The organism is Sphingomonas sp. ACRSK (assembly GCF_022346685.1).
Classification (GTDB): Bacteria; Pseudomonadota; Alphaproteobacteria; order Sphingomonadales; family Sphingomonadaceae; genus Sphingomonas; species Sphingomonas molluscorum.
In genome coordinates this window covers 1-20,518 of sequence record NZ_JAKRNR010000034.1, presented here as the reverse complement: position 1 = coordinate 20,518, position 20,518 = coordinate 1, and the positions used below count along the sequence as shown (strand labels likewise).

At 69.2% G+C, this 20,518-nt stretch carries 20 protein-coding genes; 6 read left to right on the top strand and 14 right to left on the bottom strand.

Annotation, left to right across the window (positions count from 1 at the left end):
- Positions 1 to 173 precede the first annotated feature (173 nt).
- Positions 174 to 1,370 carry an MFS transporter gene (locus MHZ35_RS15195; RefSeq protein WP_239436412.1) on the bottom strand — a complete coding sequence of 399 codons (1,197 nt, stop codon included), beginning with the start codon at positions 1,368 to 1,370 and terminating at the stop codon, positions 174 to 176.
- Positions 1,371 to 1,498: 128 nt separating this feature from the next.
- Here MHZ35_RS15195 and alr point away from each other — a divergent pair, with 128 nt between their 5' ends.
- Positions 1,499 to 2,527, top strand: coding sequence for an alanine racemase (gene alr / locus MHZ35_RS15190; RefSeq protein WP_239436411.1), 1,029 nt, complete (start codon positions 1,499 to 1,501; stop codon positions 2,525 to 2,527).
- Positions 2,528 to 2,544: 17 nt separating this feature from the next.
- Here alr and MHZ35_RS15185 read toward each other — a convergent pair whose 3' ends face one another.
- Positions 2,545 to 3,720 (bottom strand): acetyl-CoA C-acetyltransferase, encoded by a 1,176-nt coding sequence (locus MHZ35_RS15185; protein WP_239436410.1) that lies wholly within the window; start codon positions 3,718 to 3,720, stop codon positions 2,545 to 2,547.
- A gap of 48 nt (positions 3,721 to 3,768) precedes the next feature.
- Positions 3,769 to 4,848, bottom strand: a complete 1,080-nt coding sequence (locus tag MHZ35_RS15180) for an alpha/beta fold hydrolase (RefSeq protein ID WP_239436409.1) — start codon at positions 4,846 to 4,848, stop codon at positions 3,769 to 3,771.
- Between the two features lie 14 nt (positions 4,849 to 4,862).
- Between MHZ35_RS15180 and phaR the strand changes: the two genes are divergently transcribed.
- Positions 4,863 to 5,441, top strand: coding sequence for a polyhydroxyalkanoate synthesis repressor PhaR (phaR, locus tag MHZ35_RS15175; RefSeq protein ID WP_125961570.1), 579 nt, complete (start codon positions 4,863 to 4,865; stop codon positions 5,439 to 5,441).
- A gap of 177 nt (positions 5,442 to 5,618) precedes the next feature.
- Here the strand turns inward: phaR and MHZ35_RS15170 are convergent, their stop codons facing one another.
- Positions 5,619 to 6,425, bottom strand: coding sequence for a class I SAM-dependent methyltransferase (locus MHZ35_RS15170; protein ID WP_239436408.1), 807 nt, complete (start codon positions 6,423 to 6,425; stop codon positions 5,619 to 5,621).
- A 54-nt stretch (positions 6,426 to 6,479) separates the two neighbouring features.
- Here MHZ35_RS15170 and MHZ35_RS15165 point away from each other — a divergent pair, with 54 nt between their 5' ends.
- From MHZ35_RS15165 to MHZ35_RS15155, 3 genes are all read left to right on the top strand, one after another.
- Positions 6,480 to 6,665 carry a hypothetical protein gene (locus MHZ35_RS15165; RefSeq protein ID WP_125961572.1) on the top strand — a complete coding sequence of 62 codons (186 nt, stop codon included), beginning with the start codon at positions 6,480 to 6,482 and terminating at the stop codon, positions 6,663 to 6,665.
- Positions 6,662 to 7,138 (top strand): HEAT repeat domain-containing protein, encoded by a 477-nt coding sequence (locus MHZ35_RS15160; protein ID WP_239436407.1) that lies wholly within the window; start codon positions 6,662 to 6,664, stop codon positions 7,136 to 7,138. The genes MHZ35_RS15165 and MHZ35_RS15160 overlap by 4 nt, the downstream gene beginning before the upstream one ends.
- A gap of 113 nt (positions 7,139 to 7,251) precedes the next feature.
- The gene (locus MHZ35_RS15155) at positions 7,252 to 7,818 is read left to right on the top strand and encodes a hypothetical protein (RefSeq protein WP_239436406.1); all 567 of its coding nucleotides are present in this window, start codon (positions 7,252 to 7,254) and stop codon (positions 7,816 to 7,818) included.
- Between the two features lie 172 nt (positions 7,819 to 7,990).
- Here MHZ35_RS15155 and MHZ35_RS15150 read toward each other — a convergent pair whose 3' ends face one another.
- The 7 genes from MHZ35_RS15150 to MHZ35_RS15120 all read right to left on the bottom strand — a co-directional run bounded on the left by MHZ35_RS15150 (position 7,991) and on the right by MHZ35_RS15120 (position 15,830).
- Entirely contained in the window at positions 7,991 to 9,169 is a 1,179-nt protein-coding gene (locus MHZ35_RS15150) for an aspartyl protease family protein (RefSeq protein ID WP_239436405.1), read from the bottom strand.
- A 44-nt stretch (positions 9,170 to 9,213) separates the two neighbouring features.
- The gene (locus MHZ35_RS15145) at positions 9,214 to 10,758 is read right to left on the bottom strand and encodes a CpaF family protein (RefSeq protein ID WP_206432229.1); all 1,545 of its coding nucleotides are present in this window, start codon (positions 10,756 to 10,758) and stop codon (positions 9,214 to 9,216) included.
- Positions 10,759 to 10,929: 171 nt separating this feature from the next.
- A complete protein-coding gene (locus tag MHZ35_RS15140; RefSeq protein WP_125961575.1) occupies positions 10,930 to 11,181 on the bottom strand; it encodes an ATP synthase F1 subunit epsilon in 252 nt (83 codons plus the stop codon).
- A 54-nt stretch (positions 11,182 to 11,235) separates the two neighbouring features.
- On the bottom strand, positions 11,236 to 12,708 hold the full coding sequence (atpD, locus tag MHZ35_RS15135) for a F0F1 ATP synthase subunit beta (protein ID WP_129340096.1): 1,473 nt from the start codon (positions 12,706 to 12,708) through the stop codon (positions 11,236 to 11,238).
- Between the two features lie 23 nt (positions 12,709 to 12,731).
- Complete coding sequence (locus MHZ35_RS15130) at positions 12,732 to 13,613, bottom strand: F0F1 ATP synthase subunit gamma (protein ID WP_239436404.1); 882 nt, start codon at positions 13,611 to 13,613, stop codon at positions 12,732 to 12,734.
- 136 nt (positions 13,614 to 13,749) lie between these two features.
- Positions 13,750 to 15,279 (bottom strand): F0F1 ATP synthase subunit alpha, encoded by a 1,530-nt coding sequence (atpA, locus tag MHZ35_RS15125; RefSeq protein ID WP_132883055.1) that lies wholly within the window; start codon positions 15,277 to 15,279, stop codon positions 13,750 to 13,752.
- Positions 15,280 to 15,281: 2 nt separating this feature from the next.
- The gene (locus MHZ35_RS15120) at positions 15,282 to 15,830 is read right to left on the bottom strand and encodes a F0F1 ATP synthase subunit delta (protein ID WP_125961636.1); all 549 of its coding nucleotides are present in this window, start codon (positions 15,828 to 15,830) and stop codon (positions 15,282 to 15,284) included.
- A gap of 255 nt (positions 15,831 to 16,085) precedes the next feature.
- Here MHZ35_RS15120 and MHZ35_RS15115 point away from each other — a divergent pair, with 255 nt between their 5' ends.
- Positions 16,086 to 16,760 carry a dienelactone hydrolase family protein gene (locus tag MHZ35_RS15115; protein ID WP_239436403.1) on the top strand — a complete coding sequence of 225 codons (675 nt, stop codon included), beginning with the start codon at positions 16,086 to 16,088 and terminating at the stop codon, positions 16,758 to 16,760.
- A 1-nt stretch (position 16,761) separates the two neighbouring features.
- On the opposite strand, the gene MHZ35_RS15110 is transcribed toward MHZ35_RS15115, so the two are convergent.
- Genes MHZ35_RS15110 through MHZ35_RS15100 form a run of 3 tightly spaced genes read right to left on the bottom strand, consistent with a single transcriptional unit; the run spans position 16,762 to position 20,322 of the window.
- Positions 16,762 to 17,256: a GNAT family N-acetyltransferase gene (locus MHZ35_RS15110; RefSeq protein WP_239436402.1), complete on the bottom strand. Its 495-nt coding sequence runs from the start codon at positions 17,254 to 17,256 to the stop codon at positions 16,762 to 16,764.
- Complete coding sequence (locus tag MHZ35_RS15105; RefSeq protein WP_239436401.1) at positions 17,243 to 18,838, bottom strand: alpha/beta hydrolase; 1,596 nt, start codon at positions 18,836 to 18,838, stop codon at positions 17,243 to 17,245. The genes MHZ35_RS15110 and MHZ35_RS15105 overlap by 14 nt, the downstream gene beginning before the upstream one ends.
- The gene (locus MHZ35_RS15100) at positions 18,811 to 20,322 is read right to left on the bottom strand and encodes a S1C family serine protease (RefSeq protein WP_239436400.1); all 1,512 of its coding nucleotides are present in this window, start codon (positions 20,320 to 20,322) and stop codon (positions 18,811 to 18,813) included. The genes MHZ35_RS15105 and MHZ35_RS15100 overlap by 28 nt, the downstream gene beginning before the upstream one ends.
- Positions 20,323 to 20,518: the final 196 nt, after the last annotated feature.

Sequence of the window (20,518 nt, the reverse complement as noted above, 5' to 3'; positions counted from 1 at the left end):
TGATTTGCGCGAAACAGCGGCCGCCGTTCTTTGGTCACACCCGTATTCCTGCGCAGGCAGGAATCCAGGGCCAGGCAGACCAACGACTTACGGTGCTTGGAACCCTGGGCTCCTGCCTTCGCAGGAGCACGATCCGCGGTTTCGCAGAGGTCTCGCCTCCGCGGGAGTACGGCCTAGGCCGGCTGCAACACCGCCGTGCGCTTGCGCTCCATTGCCACCGAGACCGCCCAGATCGGCAGGCCGGCGAGCGCCAGCACGGCGCCGATCGCGCCGGTCGATTCCCAGCCCCAGCCGGCGGCGATCGCCATGCCGCCGACCCAGGGCCCGATTGCGTTGGCGAGGTTGAGCGCGGAGTGGTTGAGGGCTGCGGCCAGGCTCTGCGCTTCGCCCGCCACGTCCATCAGCCGGGTCTGGAGCACGGTGCCGAGCGCACCACCCAGGCCGATCAGGAACACGCAGGGGACGATCGTCCACAGGGACGCAGCGGCAAAGGTGTAGAGCGCGAGCATGGCGGCGCTCCACAAGAGCGTGAAGGCCACCGTCGGCATCAGCGCGCGATCGGCGAAGCGCGGCACGATCAAATTGCCCGCGGTCATGCCGGTGCCGAACACCGCCAGCACCACCGGCACGGTCGCGGCGGAGACGCGCGTCACCTCCAGCAGGGTGGAGGCCACATAGGTGTAGACGCAGAACATGCCGCCGAATCCAACCGCGCCGATGCCGAGCGTCAGCCACACTTGCGGGCGGGCAAGCGCACGCAGTTCGGCAAGCGGGCTGGCAGTGCGGTCCGCCTTGTCGCGCGGGGCGAGCGCCACCAGCAGTGCGACGGTGCCGAGCGCCAGCACCGCGACGACTCCGAAGCCCCAGCGCCAGCCGACCGTCTGCCCGAGCGCATTGGCCGCCGGCACGCCCAGGATGGTGGCGACCGTCAGCCCCAGCATCACACGGCCGACCGCCTGGGTGCGTTTCTCCGAGGGCACCAGCGAGGCCGCGACCAGCGACGCCGCGCCGAAATAGGCGCCGTGCGGCAGACCGCTCAGGAAGCGGAAGACCAGCATCCAGCCATAAGTCGGCGCCAGTGCGCTCAGCCCGTTGAACAGCGCGAACGAGCCCATCAGCGCGATCAGCAGCGCGAAGCGCGACATGCGCGCGCCGAGCACCGCGACGAGCGGCGCGCCGACCACCACGCCCAGCGCATAGGCGCTGATGACATGGCCGGCGACCGGCTCGGTGATGCCGAGGCCGGGGGCGAACAGCGGCACCAGGCTCATGGCCGCGAACTCGGTCGTGCCGATCGCAAAGCCGCCGGTGGCGAGGGCGAGGTGCACCAGCGCGACGCTGCGCGTGGAAGCAGAAGGGGAGGAAGCCATTGTCGCGCAAATGGGTGATGCTGCAGTGCAGCGCAAGCGCAGCCGCCGCAACGCTGCTTTGCGTAAACGCAAGCAGGGTAAGCGGGCTGCCCTCGACGCCCGCCGGCCCAGGCGCTAGGCCGCGTCGCGTGACCGATGCCCCTCTTCGCCTGCGGCTCGATGGCGCCGCGCTCGTCCACAACTGGCAGGCGCTTGCCGAGCGTAGCGGCCCGGCCGCCTGCGGTGCCGCGGTCAAGGCGGACGGCTATGGCCTGGGCGCGCGCGAAGTGGTGCGCCGGCTGAGCGAAGCCGGGTGCCGCGACTTCTTTGTCGCCACCTGGGCAGAGGCCGAGGCGATCGCCAACGTCGCGCCCGCGGTGTCGGTGCTGCACGGCCTGCGCGAGGAGGATCTCGCGGGGGCGCGTCGCTGGCCGCATGTGCGCCCTGTGCTCAATACGGAGCGGCAGATCGCGCGCTGGCGCGACAGCGGCGGCGGCCCGTGCGACGTGATGGTCGACACCGGCATGAACCGGCTGGGCGTGCGCTGGGATGTGCCGGACGCGGTGTTCGAGGGCCTGGAGATCGAGACGCTCGTCAGCCACCTCGCCTGCGCGGACGAAGACCACCCGATGAACGCGGCGCAGCGCGAACGCTTCGCCGCGGTCGCGGCGCGGGTGCCGGCCAGGCGCTACAGCCTCGCCAACAGCGCGGGCATCTTCCTGGGCGGCGACTATCGCTTCGACCTGACCCGGCCGGGCCTGGCGCTCTATGGCGGCATACCGTGCCCGGCGGCAGAGGACGTGATCCGGCAGGTGGTGTTTCCGGAGGCGCAGGTGCTGCAGCGGCGGCGCATGCGGGCCGGCGAGGCGGCGGGCTATAACGCGACCTATGTGGCGCCTGCCGACCAGGAACTGGCGGTGCTCAACATCGGCTATGCGGACGGGTACGTCCGCGGATTCTCGGACACGGGGACGGTGTTCGCCGGCGACATCGCCTGCCCGGTGCGCGGGCGGGTGTCGATGGACCTGCTGATCGTCGATGTGACGGGCGCAGACGTTGCCGAGGGCGACTGGCTGACGATCGACTATGCGCTGGAGCGCGCCGCTGTGGCATCCGGCCGGTCGCAATATGAACTGCTGACCGGCCTCGGCCGTCGCTTCGATCGGGTCTGGCGCTAAGCCAGACCCGCGCGGCCTTACGGCCGCTCGACGCACATGGCGATGCCCATGCCGCCGCCGATGCACAGGGTGGCGAGTCCCTTCTTCGCGTCACGATTCTGCATCGCGTAGAGCAGCGTGGTCAGCACGCGCGCGCCCGAGGCGCCGATCGGGTGGCCGATCGCGATCGCGCCGCCGTTGACGTTCACCTTGTCCGCGTCCCAGCCCATGTCCTTGCCGACCGCGAGCGCCTGCGCCGCGAACGCCTCGTTCGCCTCGATCAGGTCGAGGTCCTCGACGGTCCAGCCCGCCTTTTCGAGCGCGCGACGCGACGCGGGGACGGGGCCGATGCCCATGATCGACGGGTCGACGCCGGCGGAGGCCCAGCTGCGAATCGTCGCGAGCGGGGTGATGCCGCGGCGCTTCGCCTCGTCGGCCGACATCACCACCAGGGCGGCGGCGCCGTCGTTGATGCCGCTGGCGTTGCCGGCGGTGACGGTGCCGTCCTTCTTGAACGCCGGGCGCAGGCCCGACACCGCGTCGAACGTGGCGCCGGCGCGAATATATTCGTCGTCGGCGACGATCGTGTCGCCCTTGCGGCCCTTCACCGTGACGGGGGCGATCTCGTCGTTGAAGCGGCCCTCGCTGCGCGCCTGTTCGGCCAGGTTCTGCGAGCGGACGGCGAACGCGTCCTGGTCCTGCCGGCTGACCTCATATTGCGCGGCCAGGTTCTCCGCCGTGATGCCCATGTGATAGCCGTTGAAGACGTCGGTGAGGCCGTCCTTGATCATGGTGTCGACCAGCGCGACGTCGCCCATCTTGGAGCCGGCACGCAGCGCCTGGGCGTGCGCCGACAGCGACATGCTCTCCTGGCCGCCCGCGACCACGATCGAGGCGTCGCCGGTCAGGATCGCCTGATAGGCAAGCGCAACGGTGCGCAGGCCCGATCCGCAGACCTGGTTCACGCCCCAGGCGGGCACTTCCTTGGGGATGCCGGCGGCCATCGATGCCTGGCGCGCGGGGTTCTGCCCCTGCGCGGCGGTGAGCACCTGGCCCAGGATCACTTCCGAGACGTCTTCCGGCGCGACGCCCGCCTGCGCGAGCGCGGCCTCGATCGCCTGGCGGCCGAGTTCGTGGGCGGGGGTGGTGGCAAAGGCGCCCAGGAAGCTGCCGACCGGGGTTCGCTTGGCGGCGGCGATCACGATCTCGGTCATGCGGCAGAATCCTCTCAGGTGCGGCCGCCCTCGTGCGGCGCTTTGCGCCTATCTAGGCGCGGGAACCCGGCTTATCCAGTCGGCGAGTGGCTGCCAGAGCAGCGCAGGCGCGCGGCTGCCCACCACCATGCCGACATGGCCGGCGGCGACCGGGTGGCGGTCGGGCAGGCCGGCCGCGCTTGGTGCCGGCACGATGCGGTCGCCCTGCGCCACGAAGTCGATCGCCGGGCAGGCGAGTGCGCCGGGCGCGACCGGGCGGCCGCCCGGTTGCCAGCGGCCGCTGCCGGGCAGGTCGTCGCCGAAGAAGCCCTCGAACAGCTGGCGCCCGGCCGCATAGGTGAGCGGTGCCCCCGCATTGGCCCAGTCTTCCAGCGCAACGAAAGCCTGCGCTTTCGCGCTGCCGGGATCGAGCGTGCCGAAAGCCTCGAACTTGGCGACGGTACGGGCGGGGTCGAGCCGCCAGAAGCCCGATTGCAGCACCTCCATGGGCACCAGCCCCAGCGCCGCGCAGGTCGGCTCCGCCGCCTGCCACAGCGCGGCGATGCGCGCGCGCGCGCCCGTGCCGAAGCCGGCGAAGTGCCAGGGTGCGGCGATCAGCGCGATCCCCGCGACCGGCCGGAGCGCAGCGGCTGCCAGCGCAAGCGTGCCGCCCAGGCAATAGCCGACCAGCACCGGCGGCTCGGGGAGCGCATCGAGCAGCGGCAGCAGTAGCTCCGTCACATGCGCGTCGATGTCCTGGTCGCGATCGGCGGGCGCGGGCGTGCCCCAGTCGACCAGCAGCGGGCGCATGCCCTGGCCCGCCAGCCAGCGCAGCAGCGAATTGTCCGGCGCGAGATCGAGCACGAAGGGCGGGTTGATGAGCGAGGGGACGAACACCACCGGCCGCCCGGGCGCGGCGCCCTGGCCATAATCGTGCAGGGTGGCCCGTCCGCACCGTGCCAGCACCGCAGGCGCCGGCGCGCGCGGCGGGCGCGGCGCCTGCTGGAACGCGCGGAGGCCCGCCAGTGCTGCGGCGCGGCGATCGGGGGCGTCCGCCGTCTCCGACTGCAGCATCTCCAGGAAGAGCGGCAGCGGACGCGGCCCGCGTTGCAGCGCGGCAGAAAAGGGTGATATTGTCGAGTCAGACATTTCAGGGGTTCTGCATGAAAAAGACTGTGTCGGATGGCGGGCCCGTCATCATCAAGAAATACGCCAACCGGCGTCTCTACAACACCGAGACTTCGTCCTACATCACGCTGGACCATCTCGCCGCGATGACTCGCGAGGGTCGCGACTTCAAGGTGGTCGACGCCAAGTCCGACGACGACATCACCCACAATGTGCTGACGCAGATCATCATGGAGGAGGAAAGCCGCGGGCAGACGATGCTGCCGGTGAGCTTCCTGCGCCAGCTGATCGCGCTCTATGGCGATTCGATGCAGGCGATGGTGCCCGGCTATCTGGAAGCGTCGATGGACAGCTTCCGCCGCAACCAGGAGCAGTTCAAGTCGGCGGTGGAGGGCGCGTTCGCCAATTCGCCGTTCGCCAACACACCCTTCGCCGAGATCGCGAAGCGCAACATGGCGATGTTCGAGGCGGCGACGGCGGCGTTCAAGACGGGTGCCGCGAACGACAGCAGCGTCCCGGCGCCGACCGCGAACGAGGGCGGCGAGGGCGAGATGCAGGCGCTGCGCGCAGAGCTCGCCCGGCTGCAGGAGAAGGTGGACAAGCTGGCCAAGTGAGCCAGTTCCTGGGGCAGGGAGGGCGCGTCAGCCCTCCGCCGCCCCCGGACTCCGTCGTGCTCCTGCGACGGCAGGAGCCCAGGGTCCCGACCACCGCCCAGCGGTTGTTCTGCTTGGCCCTGGACCCCCGCCTGCGCGGGGGTACGGCAGTATGTGGCGCTTGTGCAGCTCTGAGGGTCAGCGCGGCTTGACGAAGCGCAGCGTCATGCGGTCGCTCTCGCCGATCGCGGCATATTTGGCGCGATCGGTGTCGCCCAGCCGATAGCTCGGCGGCAGCGTCCACACGCCCTGCGGCCAATCGGCGGTGTCGCGCGGGTTGGCGTTCACCTCGGACCGGCCGGCCAGCTTGAACCCCGCCTTGGTGGCGAAGCCGATCACCGAGCTTTCCTTCAGATAGCCGCTCTTCTCCTCGGCGGCGGCGTCGCGCACCTCGGGCAGGCGGTGCTCGACGACGCCCAGCGTGCCGCCGGGCTTGAGCATGCGGAACATGGCGTCGAACATCGCCTGCGCCTGGTCCGCGCCGCCGAAGCGCCAGTTGTGGACGTTGCGGAAGGTGAGCACCACGTCGGCGCCGCCGTCGGGCACGGTCGCGTCGCCGGGCTTGGCCGGGAAGCCCGCGATCCGCACCTTGGCATAGCGCGCGGCGTCCCTCGCCTGGAGCGCCTGCACGCCCTTGGCGCCGTTCGGCAGCGGGGCGGCGGCGTAATAGGTGCCGGTGCGCGCGAGATAAGGGGCGAGGATCTCGGTATACCAGCCGCCGCCCGGCCAGACCTCCACCACCGTGTCGGAGGGCTTCACGCCGAAGAAGGCGAGTGTTTCCGCCGGATGGCGGTATTTGTCGCGCGCGACGTTGGTGGGCGTACGCGTGGGCGCGGCGATCGCGGCGGTGAGTGCCTGCTTGGGCGTCTCGGGACGGGCGACGGCGGTCGCCGCCAGGGGAACCGCCGCGGCGGCAAGGGCGAGGATCGGCAGCATCGGGCGCATCGGAACGACCTTCCAAAAGGTGACGCGGCGATGTTGTGCGGCTAAGCGCGGCGGATGCAAGTGGGACTTTGGAGCGGAGCGGCCGCGCTGGCGGCAGTGGCGGTGGCGAGCGGGGTCGCCGACGCGCGACGTGCGCGCCGCGCCGACCTGGACCGGGTGGGGGTGATGCCCTGGCCCGGCATCCAGATGGCCGCGATCCTGTGCGCGGTCATCCTGGGCGCACTCGCGCTCACGGGGTGAGGGCCCGGTATGAGCCCGAATCGGACTTCCTCAAGGCCATCGTCGCCGAAGAGGTGCCGCTCTCCGGAAAGGAATGGGGCGATGCGAACCTGCGCCAGCTGATCGCGATGACGCAGGACGCAGACCCGTCGAACCGGGATTGGGCGACCTTCCTGCTTGCTCAGGAGGCAGTCGACGGTTCGGAAGTGCGCGAGGCCCTGCTTCGTGCTGCGGAAGATGCCGACGAGGTGGTGCGTGGGGAAGCGGTGCTGGGGATCGCCCTGCGCGATGTGCCGCTGGCGCTTCCGCTCGTGCAGCAGGGCCTGCGCGGGAAGTCTGTGGTGATCCCGATGCTGGAGGCAGCCGCACTCTGCGCGCACCCGTCCCTGATCGCCGACCTGCGCATCTGGGCGGAGCCTTCCGACGAGCCCCACGCGGACCAGCTCGCGGCGGTTGCCCTGGCGGCATGTGAAGGGGCGGCGGGGCGTTCTTGAGGCGGTGAGACGCTTGGCGTTGCCTTGAGAACGGGATGTCCGAAGTGGGTGGAAGCAGACATTGCGTGTAGCCGATACGTGGTTAGAGTTGTCGGATGTTTGGAAACTCCCACTTGCAACAATTGCGACAAGCCTTTGCTAATCAGTTTTCAGATGGCGGGGACGGATTCATCTATCGTAAGCATCAGAAAGGGGTGCCAGTTCGGGTAAGCGAGTTGGAGCGAGACGCCTTTGTAGCGACCTTCAGCAATCGCATCCGTTTTGCCATGTGGTCCATCGTTCCGGCGACGTTCGGTTTGATACTGCTGCTAGTCTGGCTGACCCCAGATAGCGATAGTCCTGCCGCGCAGATTGCGATGTGGGGCGGTATCGGGGCAATTTTACTGCCTTCGATGGTAATGGTTTACTGGGCCTGGGGTGCCCCATCACGCGAACTCGAGCATCGGCTCCCGGAGGGCCCTGCACTAACCAAAGAAGAAGCGCGTGCGCTTGCTCTATCGAAGATTACCTACGGTCAATTAGCCCTTGTGGCGCTAATAGGCGGGGGGGTGGTTTGGAAGATGTCGACAAAGACTGACATTTTCCGCGGATTCGGGCTGGTCTGGTTGATTCTTGGAGCTGCGCTGGTGGTCGCTGCCGGTGTTCAAGCGCTTCGAAAAAGACGCTTCAGTCAGCGCTGAGCGTTTGCGTCAGCAACGTTTTTCATTGGGCCCTCCAGCCGCGCCCGGCCGCTTTCTTTCGTCACCTCAGGGACAGGGCGGGGTCCATCTCGCCGGGCGCGCCTGGGGCTCGTAGGATCCCGGCCCTCGTCGGGATGACGAGAGTGGGCGCCCGCGGGCCGCTTGCGCCCACCTAGTAGAACTTCGCCAGCGTGAGGGTGCGGTCGGTGCCGTCGCAGAGGCCTAGGCGCAGCTTGCGGCCGGGGGTGTCGGCGGCCCAGGCGAGATCGGCGGGGCTAGGGGCGGTTTCGCGGATGGGGGCGCCGTCTACCTGGCAGATCTGCTCGCCCTGGCGCCAGCCGGCCTTGGCCGCGGGGCTGCCGCGCATGACGTGGAGGACGCTCAGCCGGTTGTTCGCGTAGCCGAGCAGGAGCCCGCTGGTGGAGCGCGGCGGGCCGGCGGCGATGCCCTCGATCGGCGCCAGCAGCAGGTGGCCGGCGCTCGGGTCGAGCAGCACGCGGAAGCGCTGGAGGAAACCCACGCCGATGCGGCTGGGGATGCCGGTGCGGTCGGCGAAGTCCTTGCCCTCGATCCGCAGCTCGACCGCGGCCGCGGGGGCGTCGCCCAGTCGCAGCGCGTCGGTGACGGTGAGGCCCGCCTCGACCGGGCCGGCGAGGCCATAGGAGATGGTGGAGGTGAGCGGGCGCTGGGGCAGGCGCGCGGTTCGCCACTGGGCGCGCGTAACGCTGACGCTGGTGCCGTCGCCGGTGTCGATCATCACCGGGCGAAGCGACGCGCGCCCGAGCCGGGCCTGGGTCACGTAGAGCCCGTCGGGGCCGCGCGAAAGCGGCGCACGCGCGCCGGGGAAGGGCGCGGCGCCGCTCGGCAGCAGGCGGAAGCGGCGGCTCGCGAAATCGATGTCGAGCGCATGGGGGCCGAGCAGGTCGGCGCCGATCAGCGCATCCACCGGACGGCCGTCGCCGGTCTGCACCTGCGAAAGGTCGAGGAGCGCCATGAGCCGCTCGGTGCTGCGCAGCCCGCCCAGCGACAGTCGCGAGACCTTTGCCCAGCCAAGCGGCAAGTCGCCGCCGATCGCGGCCGCGGTGCCGCGCGCCTCGGTCTTCAGCCGGGCGGCGCGGGCGAAGCCGGTGTCCAGGATCGAGTGGGTGACGCCGGTGTCGAGCAGCGCGCTTGCCGGCCGCCCCTCGATCTTCATTGCGAAGCGGATGTGGTTGGCGGGGGTGAGTTCGAACGGCACCCAGCGCTCGGCGCTGTCCTTCGCCAGCGTCTCCACAGCCGTGCGGGGCACCTGGGCGGCGGGGACGGGGGACACGGCCAGGGCCGCGGCCAGGAGGGCGAGCGCGATGCGCATTGCGGCAGCCTAGAAAGCGTCCGCGAGTCGCGCCAGCCCGCTGCCTAGAGGCAGGCCTCCAGCAGCGCCTGGTCGAACCCGTACTGCTTGGCCTTGTCGAGCGTGTAGGGGCGCAGGCCCATGGAGCGATACTCGCCGATGATCTTGCCGTCGGCGGACTCGTCCAGATATTCGAACTTGAACAGCTCCTGCGTGACGATCACCGGGCCTTCCATGCCGATCACCTCGGTGATGTTGGTGACGCGGCGGGAGCCGTCGCGCAGGCGCTTCACCTGGACGATCAGGTCGACCGAGTCGGCGATCTGACGGCTGATCGCTTCCTTGGGCACCTTGATGTCCGACATCATCACCATGTTCTCCATACGCGCCAGGCATTCGCGTGGGCTGTTGGAGTGGAGCGTCGCCATCGAACCGTCGTGGCCGGTGTTCATGGCGGCGAGCAGGTCGAAACACTCGGCGCCACGGATTTCGCCCAGGATGATGCGATCCGGACGCATACGCAGCGCGTTCTTCACCAGATCGCGGATCGTGATCTCGCCCTGACCCTCCAGGTTCGGCGGGCGCGTTTCGAGCGGCAGCCAGTGCGGCTGCTGCAGGCGAAGCTCGGCCGCGTCCTCGATCGTCAGCACGCGCTCGCCCGGGTCGATCATCTTCGACAAGGCGTTGAGCATCGTCGTCTTGCCCGAGCCGGTGCCGCCCGAGATCACGATGTTGAAGCGGCTGGCGCCCGCGATCTTGAGCGCGGTCGCCATCTTCGGGCTCATCGAGCCGAAGCCCGCCATCATGTCGAGCGTGATCGGCTTGGCCGAGAACTTGCGGATCGAGATCGCCGTGCCCTTGAGGGAGAGCGGCGGCACGATCACGTTCACGCGGCTGCCGTCCTTCAGGCGGGCGTCGGCCAACGGCGTGGTCTGGTCGACGCGGCGGCCGACCGAGTTGCAGATGCGCTGCGCGATCTGGAACAGATGCTCCTCGTCGCGGAAGGCGATGTTGGCGAGCTCCAGCTTACCCTTGCGCTCGACAAAGGTCTGGTCCGGGCCGTTGACCATGATGTCGCTGATCGCGGGATCAGCCAGCAGTTCCTCGAGCGGGCCGAGACCCAGCAGCTCGTCGACCAGCACCTTTTCCAGCGCGAACTGCTCGCGCCGGTTGAGGGTGAGCTTCAGCTCGGCCAGCACCTCGCCGATGATCGGGCGGAATTCCTCGGCGAGCTCGTCCTTGCTGAGGGTCGCGGCTGCTTCCGGGTCGACGCGCTCCAGCAGGCGCGGGAGCACCTGTTCCTTGATGCGGTGGATCGAGCTTTCGAAGCCCTCGACCCGGCTGGTGCCGGCCTCTCCGGACGCGGCCTGCCGGTCGGCCAGCCGCTGCATGGCGTCGGCGTGGACGCTGGGCATGTCGATCGGCGGCGCGGCGAGGGGCGTCGATTCGCTGCCGGGCAGGGGGATGTCGGCGATGGGCGGGAACTGGCCGGTGCCATCCGTATCGGCGGGACGGGCGAGGGTGCTTTCCCCCTGCATGGGACGGGCGACGCCGAACTGCGGGCGCCCGGCAGGAGCGCCGAGATGATTGCGTCGACCGAATGCACTCACTTGCTACGTCCTCAACCTCGGGGATTTCCCGGTACCGTCAGGATAACGCGCAAGCTTTGACAATTGCCTAATGCCGGTTCGGGCGGGCGGCCCGAAACGAAACCGGCCCGCCGCGCCGCCGGAAGAACCGGGGCAGGGCGGGCCGCGATCGGACCTTCGGGAGGCGATCGATCAGCCGGCGCGCTCGGCCAGCACGGTCAGGCCGCGGTCGTTGACCTCGGCGAAGCCGCCGTGGATCGCCAGCGTCTCCGGCTCGCCACCGGCGGTGCGGAAGATCTGGAGCGCACCCTCGCGGATCGTCGACATGAAGGGGGCATGCCCCTCCAGCACGCCGAAGTCGCCCTCGGTGCCGGGCACCACCACCATGTGGACCTCCTCCGAGCGGACGAGCTTTTCGGGGGTGACGAGTTCGAAGTGCAGCATCTTTTCATCCTCTGCCCGTCCCCCGCGAGCAGGGGACGGGTGGGTTGGTCTTCTTTACGCGTCCTGCGCCATCTTCGCGGCCTTGGCGACCACGTCGTCGATGCCGCCGACCATGTAGAAGGCCGCTTCCGGCAGATGGTCGTACTCGCCGTTCACGACCGCCTTGAACGAGCGGATCGTGTCCTCGATCTGCACGAAGGCGCCCGGGATGCCGGTGAACACCTCTGCGACGTGGAACGGCTGCGACAGGAACCGCTGGATCTTGCGGGCGCGGGCGACCGTCAGCTTATCCTCTTCCGACAGCTCGTCCATGCCCAGGATCGCGATGATGTCCTGCAGCGACTTGTACTTCTGCAGGATCGCCTGGACGGCGCGGGCGGTCTCGTAATGCTCCTGGCCGACGACGCGCGGCTCGAGCACGCGGCTGGTCGAGTCCAGCGGGTCCACCGCCGGATAGATGCCGAGTTCCGAGATCGCGCGGTTGAGCACGGTGGTCGCGTCCAGGTGGGCGAACGAGGTCGCCGGCGCCGGGTCGGTAAGATCGTCCGCGGGGACGTACACGGCCTGCACCGAGGTGATCGAGCCCTTGTTGGTCGAGGTGATGCGCTCCTGGAGGGCACCCATGTCGGTCGACAGGGTCGGCTGATAGCCCACCGCCGACGGAATGCGGCCCAGCAGTGCCGACACTTCCGCGCCCGCCTGGGTGAAGCGGAAGATGTTGTCGACGAAGAACAGCACGTCCTGGCCTTCCTGGTCGCGGAAATATTCCGCGATGGTCAGGCCCGACAGCGCGACGCGTGCGCGGGCGCCCGGCGGCTCGTTCATCTGGCCATAGACCAGCGCGACCTTCGAACCCTCGGACGTCGGGTTGCCGTCCGCATCCTTGGCGATGACGCCCGCGTCCAGGAACTCGTGGTAGAGGTCGTTGCCCTCACGGGTACGCTCGCCGACGCCCGCGAACACCGAGGTACCGCCATGGCCCTTGGCGATGTTGTTGATCAGCTCCTGGATGAGCACGGTCTTGCCGACGCCGGCGCCGCCGAACAGGCCGATCTTGCCGCCCTTTGCGTAGGGCGCGAGCAGGTCGATGACCTTGATGCCGGTGACCAGGATCGCGCTCTCGGTCGACTGCTCGACGAACTCGGGTGCCTTGGCGTGGATGGGCGCGGTGACTTCGGCGTTGACCGGGCCGCGCTCGTCGATCGGCTCGCCGATGACGTTCAGGATGCGGCCGAGCGTCTTGGGACCGACGGGCACGCGGATCTGCGAGCCGGTGTCGGTCACGGTCTGGCCGCGGGTCAGGCCGTCGGTCGCGTCCATCGCGATCGTGCGGACGGTGTTCTCACCCAGGTGCTGGGCAACTTCCAGCACCAGGCGGTTGCCGTTGTTGTCCGTCTCCAGTGCGGAGAGGATCGCCGGCAGCGCGCCGTCGAAGCTCACGTCGACGACCGCGCCGATCACCTGGCTGATGCGGCCGACGTTGTTGGTGGTCGCCACGGGGGCGAAAGTCTCTGCGGCGGTGGCCATTGTTTCTTCCTTGCCTTCGGAACTTAGAGCGCTTCCGCGCCGGAAATGATCTCGACCAGCTCGGTCGTGATCGCGGCTTGGCGGGCACGGTTGTACTGGATCGACAGGCGCTTGATCAGGTCACCTGCGTTGCGCGTGGCGTTGTCCATCGCGGTCATCTTGGAGCCCTGCTCGGACGCGGCATTCTCGCGCATCGCGCGGAACAGCTGCACCGCAACGTTCGACGGGAGCAGATCGGCGAGGATGTGCTCCTCGTCCGGCTCATACTCGACCACCGCGTCGGCGGCGCCGGTCGCTTCCGTCGCGGCGGGGATCGCCACGGGGATCAGCTGCTGCTCGGTCGGCTCCTGCGTCAGCACCGACTTGAACGTCGCGTAGAACAGGTGCGCGACGTCGAATTCGCCGGCCTCGTAGCGGGCGATCAGGTCGTCGGCATAGCCGCGCGCGTCCGCAAAGCCGAGCTTGCCGAGATCGCCCGGCTCGATCGCATGGACGAAGCCGTCGCGGAACTGGCGGGCGAGCACCGCACGACCCTTGCGGCCGATGGTGTAGAACTTGACCGTCTTGCCCTGGGCCTGGAGCTCCAGCGCGCGGCGACGGGCGAGGCGGGCGATGTTGCTGTTGAACGCGCCGGCCAGCCCCTTGTCGGAGGTGGCGACGACGAACAGGTGCACCTGGTCGCGGCCGGTCCCGGCGAGCAGCTTGGGGCTGCCCTCACCGGTTGCGACGCGCGAGGCGAGGCTCGACACCACCGCCTCGAGCCGCTCGGCATAGGGGCGGCCGGCCTCCGCCGCCTCCTGCGCACGGCGCAGCTTGGCGGCGGCGACCATCTTCATCGCCTTGGTGATCTTCTGGGTCGATTTGACCGAGTTGATCCGGACCTTGAGTGCCTTGAGAGAGGCCATTTAGTTCGTCACTTCCCCAAACCGTCATGCTGAACTTGTTTCAGCATCCATCTCTCCAATCGCATCGCCGCCGCTTGGGGCACGATGGACCCTGAAACAAGTTCAGGGTGACGGGTGATTGTTGTGCCGTCAGTCCTTACGCGAACGTCTTGGCGAAGCTGTCGAGCGCTGCCTTCAGGCCCGACTTCGCCTCGTCGCCCAGATCCTTGGTGTCGCGGATCTTGGCGAGCACGCCCGAGTGGTTGGCGCGCAGGTCCGACAGCATCGCCTGCTCGAAGCGGACGACGTCGCCGACCGGCACGGTGTCCAGATAGCCCTGGGTGCCGGCGAAGATCGACGCGACCTGCTCCTCGAACGGCATCGGCGAGAACTGGGCCTGCTTGAGCAGCTCCGTCAGGCGCGCGCCGCGGTTGAGCAGCTTCTGCGTGGAGGCGTCGAGGTCCGAGCCGAACTGCGCGAACGCGGCCATTTCGCGATACTGCGCCAGCTCCAGCTTGATCGAGCCCGCGACCTTCTTCATCGCCTTGGTCTGCGCGGCCGAGCCGACGCGGCTGACCGACAGGCCGACGTTGATCGCCGGGCGGATGCCCGCGAAGAACAGGTCGGTTTCAAGGAAGATCTGGCCATCGGTGATCGAGATCACGTTGGTCGGGATGTAGGCCGACACGTCGCCCGCCTGCGTCTCGATGATCGGCAGCGCGGTCAGCGAACCGCCGCCCATCGCGTCCGACATCTTGGCCGCGCGCTCTAGCAGGCGGCTGTGCAGGTAGAACACGTCGCCCGGATAGGCTTCGCGGCCCGGCGGACGGCGCAGCAGCAGCGACATCTGGCGATAGGCGACCGCCTGCTTCGACAGATCGTCGAACACGATCAGCGCGTGCATGCCGTTGTCGCGGAAATACTCGCCCATCGCGGCGCCCGTGTAGGGGGCGAGGAACTGGAGCGGGGCCGGCTCGGACGCGGTCGCGGCGATCACGATGGAATATTCCATCGCGCCATTCTCTTCGAGCGTGCGGACGAGCTGGGCCACGGTCGAGCGCTTCTGACCCACCGCGACATAGACGCAGTAGAGCTTCTTCGACTCGTCGGTGCCCTTGTTGACTTCCTTCTGGTTGATGAAGGTGTCGATGGCGACGGCCGACTTGCCGGTCTGGCGGTCCCCGATGATCAGCTCGCGCTGGCCACGGCCGACCGGCACGAGCGCGTCGATGGCCTTGAGGCCCGACTGCATCGGCTCGCTGACCGACTGGCGCGGGATGATGCCGGGTGCCTTCACCTCAACGCGGCTGCGCTTCTCGGCGACGATCGGGCCCTTGCCGTCGATCGGGTTGCCGAGGCCGTCAACCACGCGGCCGAGCAGGCCCTTGCCGACCGGAACGTCCACGATGGTGCCGGTGCGGCGGACGGTGTCACCCTCGCGGATCTCGGCGTCCGAGCCGAAGATCACGACGCCGACGTTGTCGGCTTCGAGGTTGAGGGCCATGCCCTGGATGCCGTTGGCGAACTCGACCATCTCACCCGCCTGGACGTTGTCCAGGCCGTAGATGCGCGCGATGCCGTCGCCGACCGACAGCACGGTGCCGGTCTCGGAGACCTGGGCCTCGGTGCCGAACGACGCGATCTGGTCGCGGATGACCTTGGAGATTTCTGCGGCGCGGATATCCATGTTCAGCCTTTCATCGCGTGCGCGAGAGTGTTCAGACGGGTCTTGATCGAGCTGTCGATCATCAGGCTGCCGATCTTCACGACCAGTCCGCCCAGAAGCGAAGGGTCGACCTTCAGGTCGACGGAGACGTCGCGGCCGACGCGGGCACGAAGCTGCTGCTTCAGCGCATCGACCTGATCGTCGGTAAGCGTGTGGGCGGAGGCGACCTCTGCGGTCACCTCGCCACGATGGTTCGCCGCCAGCGCCCGGAACGCGCGGATCACCGCGGGCAGCTCCTTCAGGCGGCGGTTCTGGGCGAGGACGCCCAGGAAGCGCTTGGTGGTGGGATCGACACCGATCGAATCCGCCACCGCCTCGATCGCCTTGGTCGCGGCGTCGCGCGCCACCAGCGGGCTCGCGACCAGTGCGCGGAATTCGTCCGATTCGTTCAGCGCCTGGCGCACACCGCCCAGGCTCTGTTCGACCGTCGCGATCGACTGGTCGTCGCGCGCCAGTTCGAAGAGCGCGGTCGCGTAGCGGCCTGCCAGGCTCGCCTGGATGCCACCGCTTATATTGCCGCCGGAAGTCTCCACGCGATCCCTATCCCAACTTGTCCAAGAAGGCGCTTATGCCATGGGGAACAGGGCAGTGCCGGATAAACGCCCCCCTGAATGGCTGGCGCGCGGTTAGCAAAGGGGGGCTCAGGATGCAAGTCACGCGCCCGTTTCCGTTGCGCGGATGCTCAAAGAAACGGCAGCGGTGGACCGATCCGGCCCCGCCTGACAAGAAAAGCCTGCGGGGCGATCCCTAGCCAGAGGAAATGACAGATGAATGGCAGCATGATCCGGATGACGATGGCGGACGGCGCCGAGATCGGGGTCTATCACGCCGAGCCCCAGGGCGACCGGCGCGGCGGGCTGGTGCTGGTGCAGGAGATCTTCGGCATCACCGACCATATCCGCGACCTGTGCGACGGCTTTGCCGCGGACGGCTATGAGGTGCTGGCACCCGCGCTGTTCGACCGCGAAGCACCCGGTTTCGAGGCAGCTTATGGCGGCGAGGGGCTGCAGCGCGGCATCGAGCTGTCGCGCGACATCCACCCGATCGAGACTTCGGTCGCCGACGTGCAGGTATGCGTCGACGCGCTCCGCCCCAAGGGCCCGGTGTTCGCCGTCGGCTATTGCTACGGCGGGTCGGTCGCGTGGCTGGCGGCGGCGCGGGTGGAGGGGCTGGCGGCAGTGTCGAGCTATTACGGGCGCCTGGTGCCCGAATCGAAGGAAGCGCCCAAGGTGCCGACGATCGCCCACTTCGGCCGCCACGACCACGGCATCCCGATCGAGGGCGTCGAGGCGCTGGCCGCGGCCGAGCCGGCGAACGCGACGATCTACATCTATGACGCCGGCCACGGCTTCAACTCCGACCGGCGCGACGATTATTCCCCGGAGGCGGCCAAGCTCGCCCGAGAGCGCACGCTGGAGCTGTTTCGCGCCAACGGCGGGTAAATCAGGCGGAGGTCCCGTCCAGTTCCAGCGTCATGCAGCAGCTGAACGGGTCCTCGCGATAGTCGGCGAACGGCGCGCAGCGGGTGAAGCCGTGGCGTTCGTAAAGCCGGCGTGCGGGCGCGAAGCCCTCGGGCGTCCCGGTCTCCAGGCTCACCCGGGCATAGCCGCGCTCGCGTGCGATGCGGAGAAGGTGGCCGAGCATCGCGGCACCCACGCCGCGGTTGCGGGCTTCGTCGACGGTGCGCATCGACTTGATCTCGCCATGGCCGGCGTCGAGTTCGCGCAGCGCGCCGACGCCGAGCAGCTGCCCGTCTGCGTCCCGCGCGGAGAAGAAGGTGACGTCCGCTCGCCGCAGCCCCTCCAGCGGGAGGGCGTGGACGGAGCCGGGGGGCGACTGCGCATGCATGCCGGCGAGATGGGCTGCGAGCAGCGCCTGGACATCCGCGGAGTCGAGCTCGCCTGCGTGGAAGCGGATGCCGTCCTCAGCGCTGGGCACGGGCGGGCCTTGCGACGGCGTACATCTCGCGGGCGATCTGCTTGGTGAGGGCGGCGCGGTCGCCTTCCGCCTCATAGAGGTTGCCGTGGTCCTTGCCGGGCACGAAGCGGAAGCTGGACTTCGCGCCCAGCCCGTCGAGCACCGCCTTCAGCCGGCGGGCCGGGCCGTCCAAATAGAAGGTGTCGGCAGTCCCGACCGTCAGGTGGATCTTGCCGTCCAGGTCCGGCTTCAGCGTCGGCCAGTCGCGCGCGACGATGTGCGCCACGTCATAATGGTCGCGCCAATAGGCGACGACCTGCTTGTCGATCGCGCCGGTCGCGCGGTCGAACACCGGCAGCGGCCGTCCGTCCGGCCCCTTGGGCGAAAACACCCATTCGAAGCTTGCGAACTGGCCGCCATAGGGGCCGAGCACCTGCTCCAGCCGCCCGAACTGGCGCAGCGTGGCGACGACCTTGCCGTCCTTGCGCACCAGCGGATGGTCCTTGCCGTCGGCACCGGCATAGAAATTGGCGTCTTCGTAGAGGTTCACGTTGGTGAAGTCGTGGAAGTCGGCCGGGTCCGGCGCGGTCGGCCAGCTGCCGCCGAACGTCTTCGGATAGGCGACCTGCAGCCACAGCGTCGACCAGCCGCCCGAGCTGTGGCCGGTCAGGAACCGGCCGCTCGGCCGCGCATCCATCCAGTAGCGTTGCTCGAGCGCCGGGATCACCTCCTCGACCAGCGCCTGGCCGACGGGGCCGTTGTTCACCGAGTCGGCGAACTCGTGCGTGCCGGTGGCGATGTGATGGTCGAGATAGACCCAGATCATCGGCGGGGCGTCGCCCTTGGCCATCATCGCCGTCATGCTCGCAGCGCTCATCCGCGCCGAGCCGAGCGTGCTGCCGAAGCCGCCGTCCGAATAGACGGTGGGGTAGGTCGTCTTGCCCTCGGCATAGCCGGGCGGCAGCGCCACCCAGCCGTTGATGCTGGTCGGGCGGCCCCAGAAGCGGGTGAGGAGCGCGCTGTGCACCTCGACCGGCTCGACCCGGGCGAGCGCCGCCTCCAGCGGCTTGCGGCGTTCGGCCGGGAGCCGCGCGAGCATCGCGGTGTCGTCGGCTGCGGGCTCGACATGGTCGAGCAGCAGCGTCGGCACCGGGCCGGGCAGCGTCACCGTCACCACCTGCGACAAGAGGTCGCCGGCATCGCGGCCGCTGTAGTTATAGCTATGGTCGCGATCGAGCAGCGCCTGCAGCCGATAGGTGCCCGGCGGCAGGGTGGAGAACGCGGCGGGATAGGCGTCGGTGTTGGTATCCACCAGCGCGGGGGTGCCGGGACGGAGGTCGCTCACCTCGCGCGCCGCGACATAGGTGGCGTTGGGGGAGAAGGGGGAGACGTCGATCGCCTCCTCGGGCTTGGCGCCCGGCTCCGCCGCCGTGGCGAACACCAGCAGCCGGCCGGCGTTGGTGGTGCCCAAGGAGGGTGCGGCAGCGACGGGGATGGCGAGCGGCGGCGCATCCTGTGCGGGAAGCGCGACGCTCGCGAGGAGCAGCGTGGTGGTGAGCGTCAGGTTGCGCAGCATCAGTTCGTCCCCCGTGCCGGATGGCATTGATAGACCAGGCGCTCGTTGGGCAGCGGCGGCAGCGCGCCGCGGATCGCCGCCTGCTGCGTCGCCAGATTGGCGCGGCCCGCGCTCTCGCCGGCGCACTGCTTCAGCGCGACACCCTCACGCAGCCGCCGCGCCTCCGCCATGCGATCAGCGCCCAGCATGTAGCGGGTGTTGATGTAGGTGCCGGTCGCCGGCTCGTAGCGGAGCACCGACACCGTCTGTTCATCGTCCGGGACCAGGATGCGCTCCCAGCCGTTGTTCGGCGCCTCGGCATATTGGGTGCGGCCGTTCATGCACCCGTTCGCCTGCCAGTCCATCGCCACCTCGGGCGTGGCGGAGACGGTGACGCGGCTGCGCTCCGGCACCAGCGTGCACAGGAGCTTGCCGGTCACGCCGTTGGCGGCGCTCGTCGTTTTGGTCGGCTCCGGCACCGAATCCGGGTCGAAGGACGGGCGGACCAGGAACAGCACGACCGCGCCCAGCAGCAGCACGCCGCCGCCGCCGCCGGCCCAGATCGCCTCGCGCCGCTTGCCGCGCGTCGCCATCAGCCCCGCGCCTCCGGCCGCGAGCCCTGCCAGGACGAGCAGCACCGCGGCGCCCGCCATGAAGTTCTCGCGCGTGGCCTCGTTGCGTTCGCGTGCGCCTTCGATCGCGAGCGCGCGGTCGGCAGCGGCCCGCTCGGCGGCGGTGCGGGCGCGGGCGGCGTCCTGCTGCGCGGCATCGGCGGCGGCGGCGCGATCCTGCGCCAGCAGTTCCTCCATGCTGATGCAGTTGGTGCCGACCAGCGTTGCCGATTGCCCGGCCTCGCGCAGGAATCCGGCGAGTTCGCTGCCGGCGATCGCGAAGCCGAAGCTCGCATCGCCGTCGTCGCCGCGGGTCAGCGCCGAGTTGACGCCCAGCACGCGGCCGCAGCGATCGAGCAGCGGCCCGCCCGAATTGCCGCGCGCGATGCTGGCGGTGTGGAGCAGCACGCCGGTGGTGCCGAGGCGGCGCAGGCCGGAGAATACGCCCTCCGATCGCACCGGCGACAAGGGCAGGATATAGTCGGAGGCGGACTGCGCGGTCGCCAAGTCGACGTTGCCGGGATAGCCGAGCGCGACGGTGGCCTCGCCCTCTCCGATCGGGCCGTTGTAGAGCGCGAGCGGTGGCAGCTTCAGGCCCTGCACCTCGATCAGCGCGAGGTCGCGTTCCTGGTCGAGCGCGATCAACCGGCCCTGGTAGGACTTGTCGCCCTCCGAGGGGACGACGCCGATCACGACATTGCCCTCGTAGCGGCCGGCGAGCTCGACCACATGCGCGTTGGTGACGATCCGGTCGGGTCCGACGGCAAAGCCGCTGCCGTGGCCGAAGCCCACGACCTCATCGTCCACTACCGCGATGGTGACGACCCGCACCACGCCGCGGCCCGCGGCGGAAATGTCGTCGGCCTGCGCAGGGACTGCCCACGCGACCAGAAACCCCAGCATCAACAGCAGTCGCGCCACGCGGCCTTGCCCCCAGAAGAAACCGGCGCCTGTTTCGGGGAAAGCGCGGCGGGGTTCAAGCGGGGTGTGGGGGGCATGCCGCGGGCTCGATGGACAGCGAGCGTCTGCTCGGCGCCTGATCGTTCAGCGGGATACGTCGAAGGCGGGTGCTCCCGCGCGGTGGCTGATCGCACTCGCGATCGCCGTGATGCCGCCG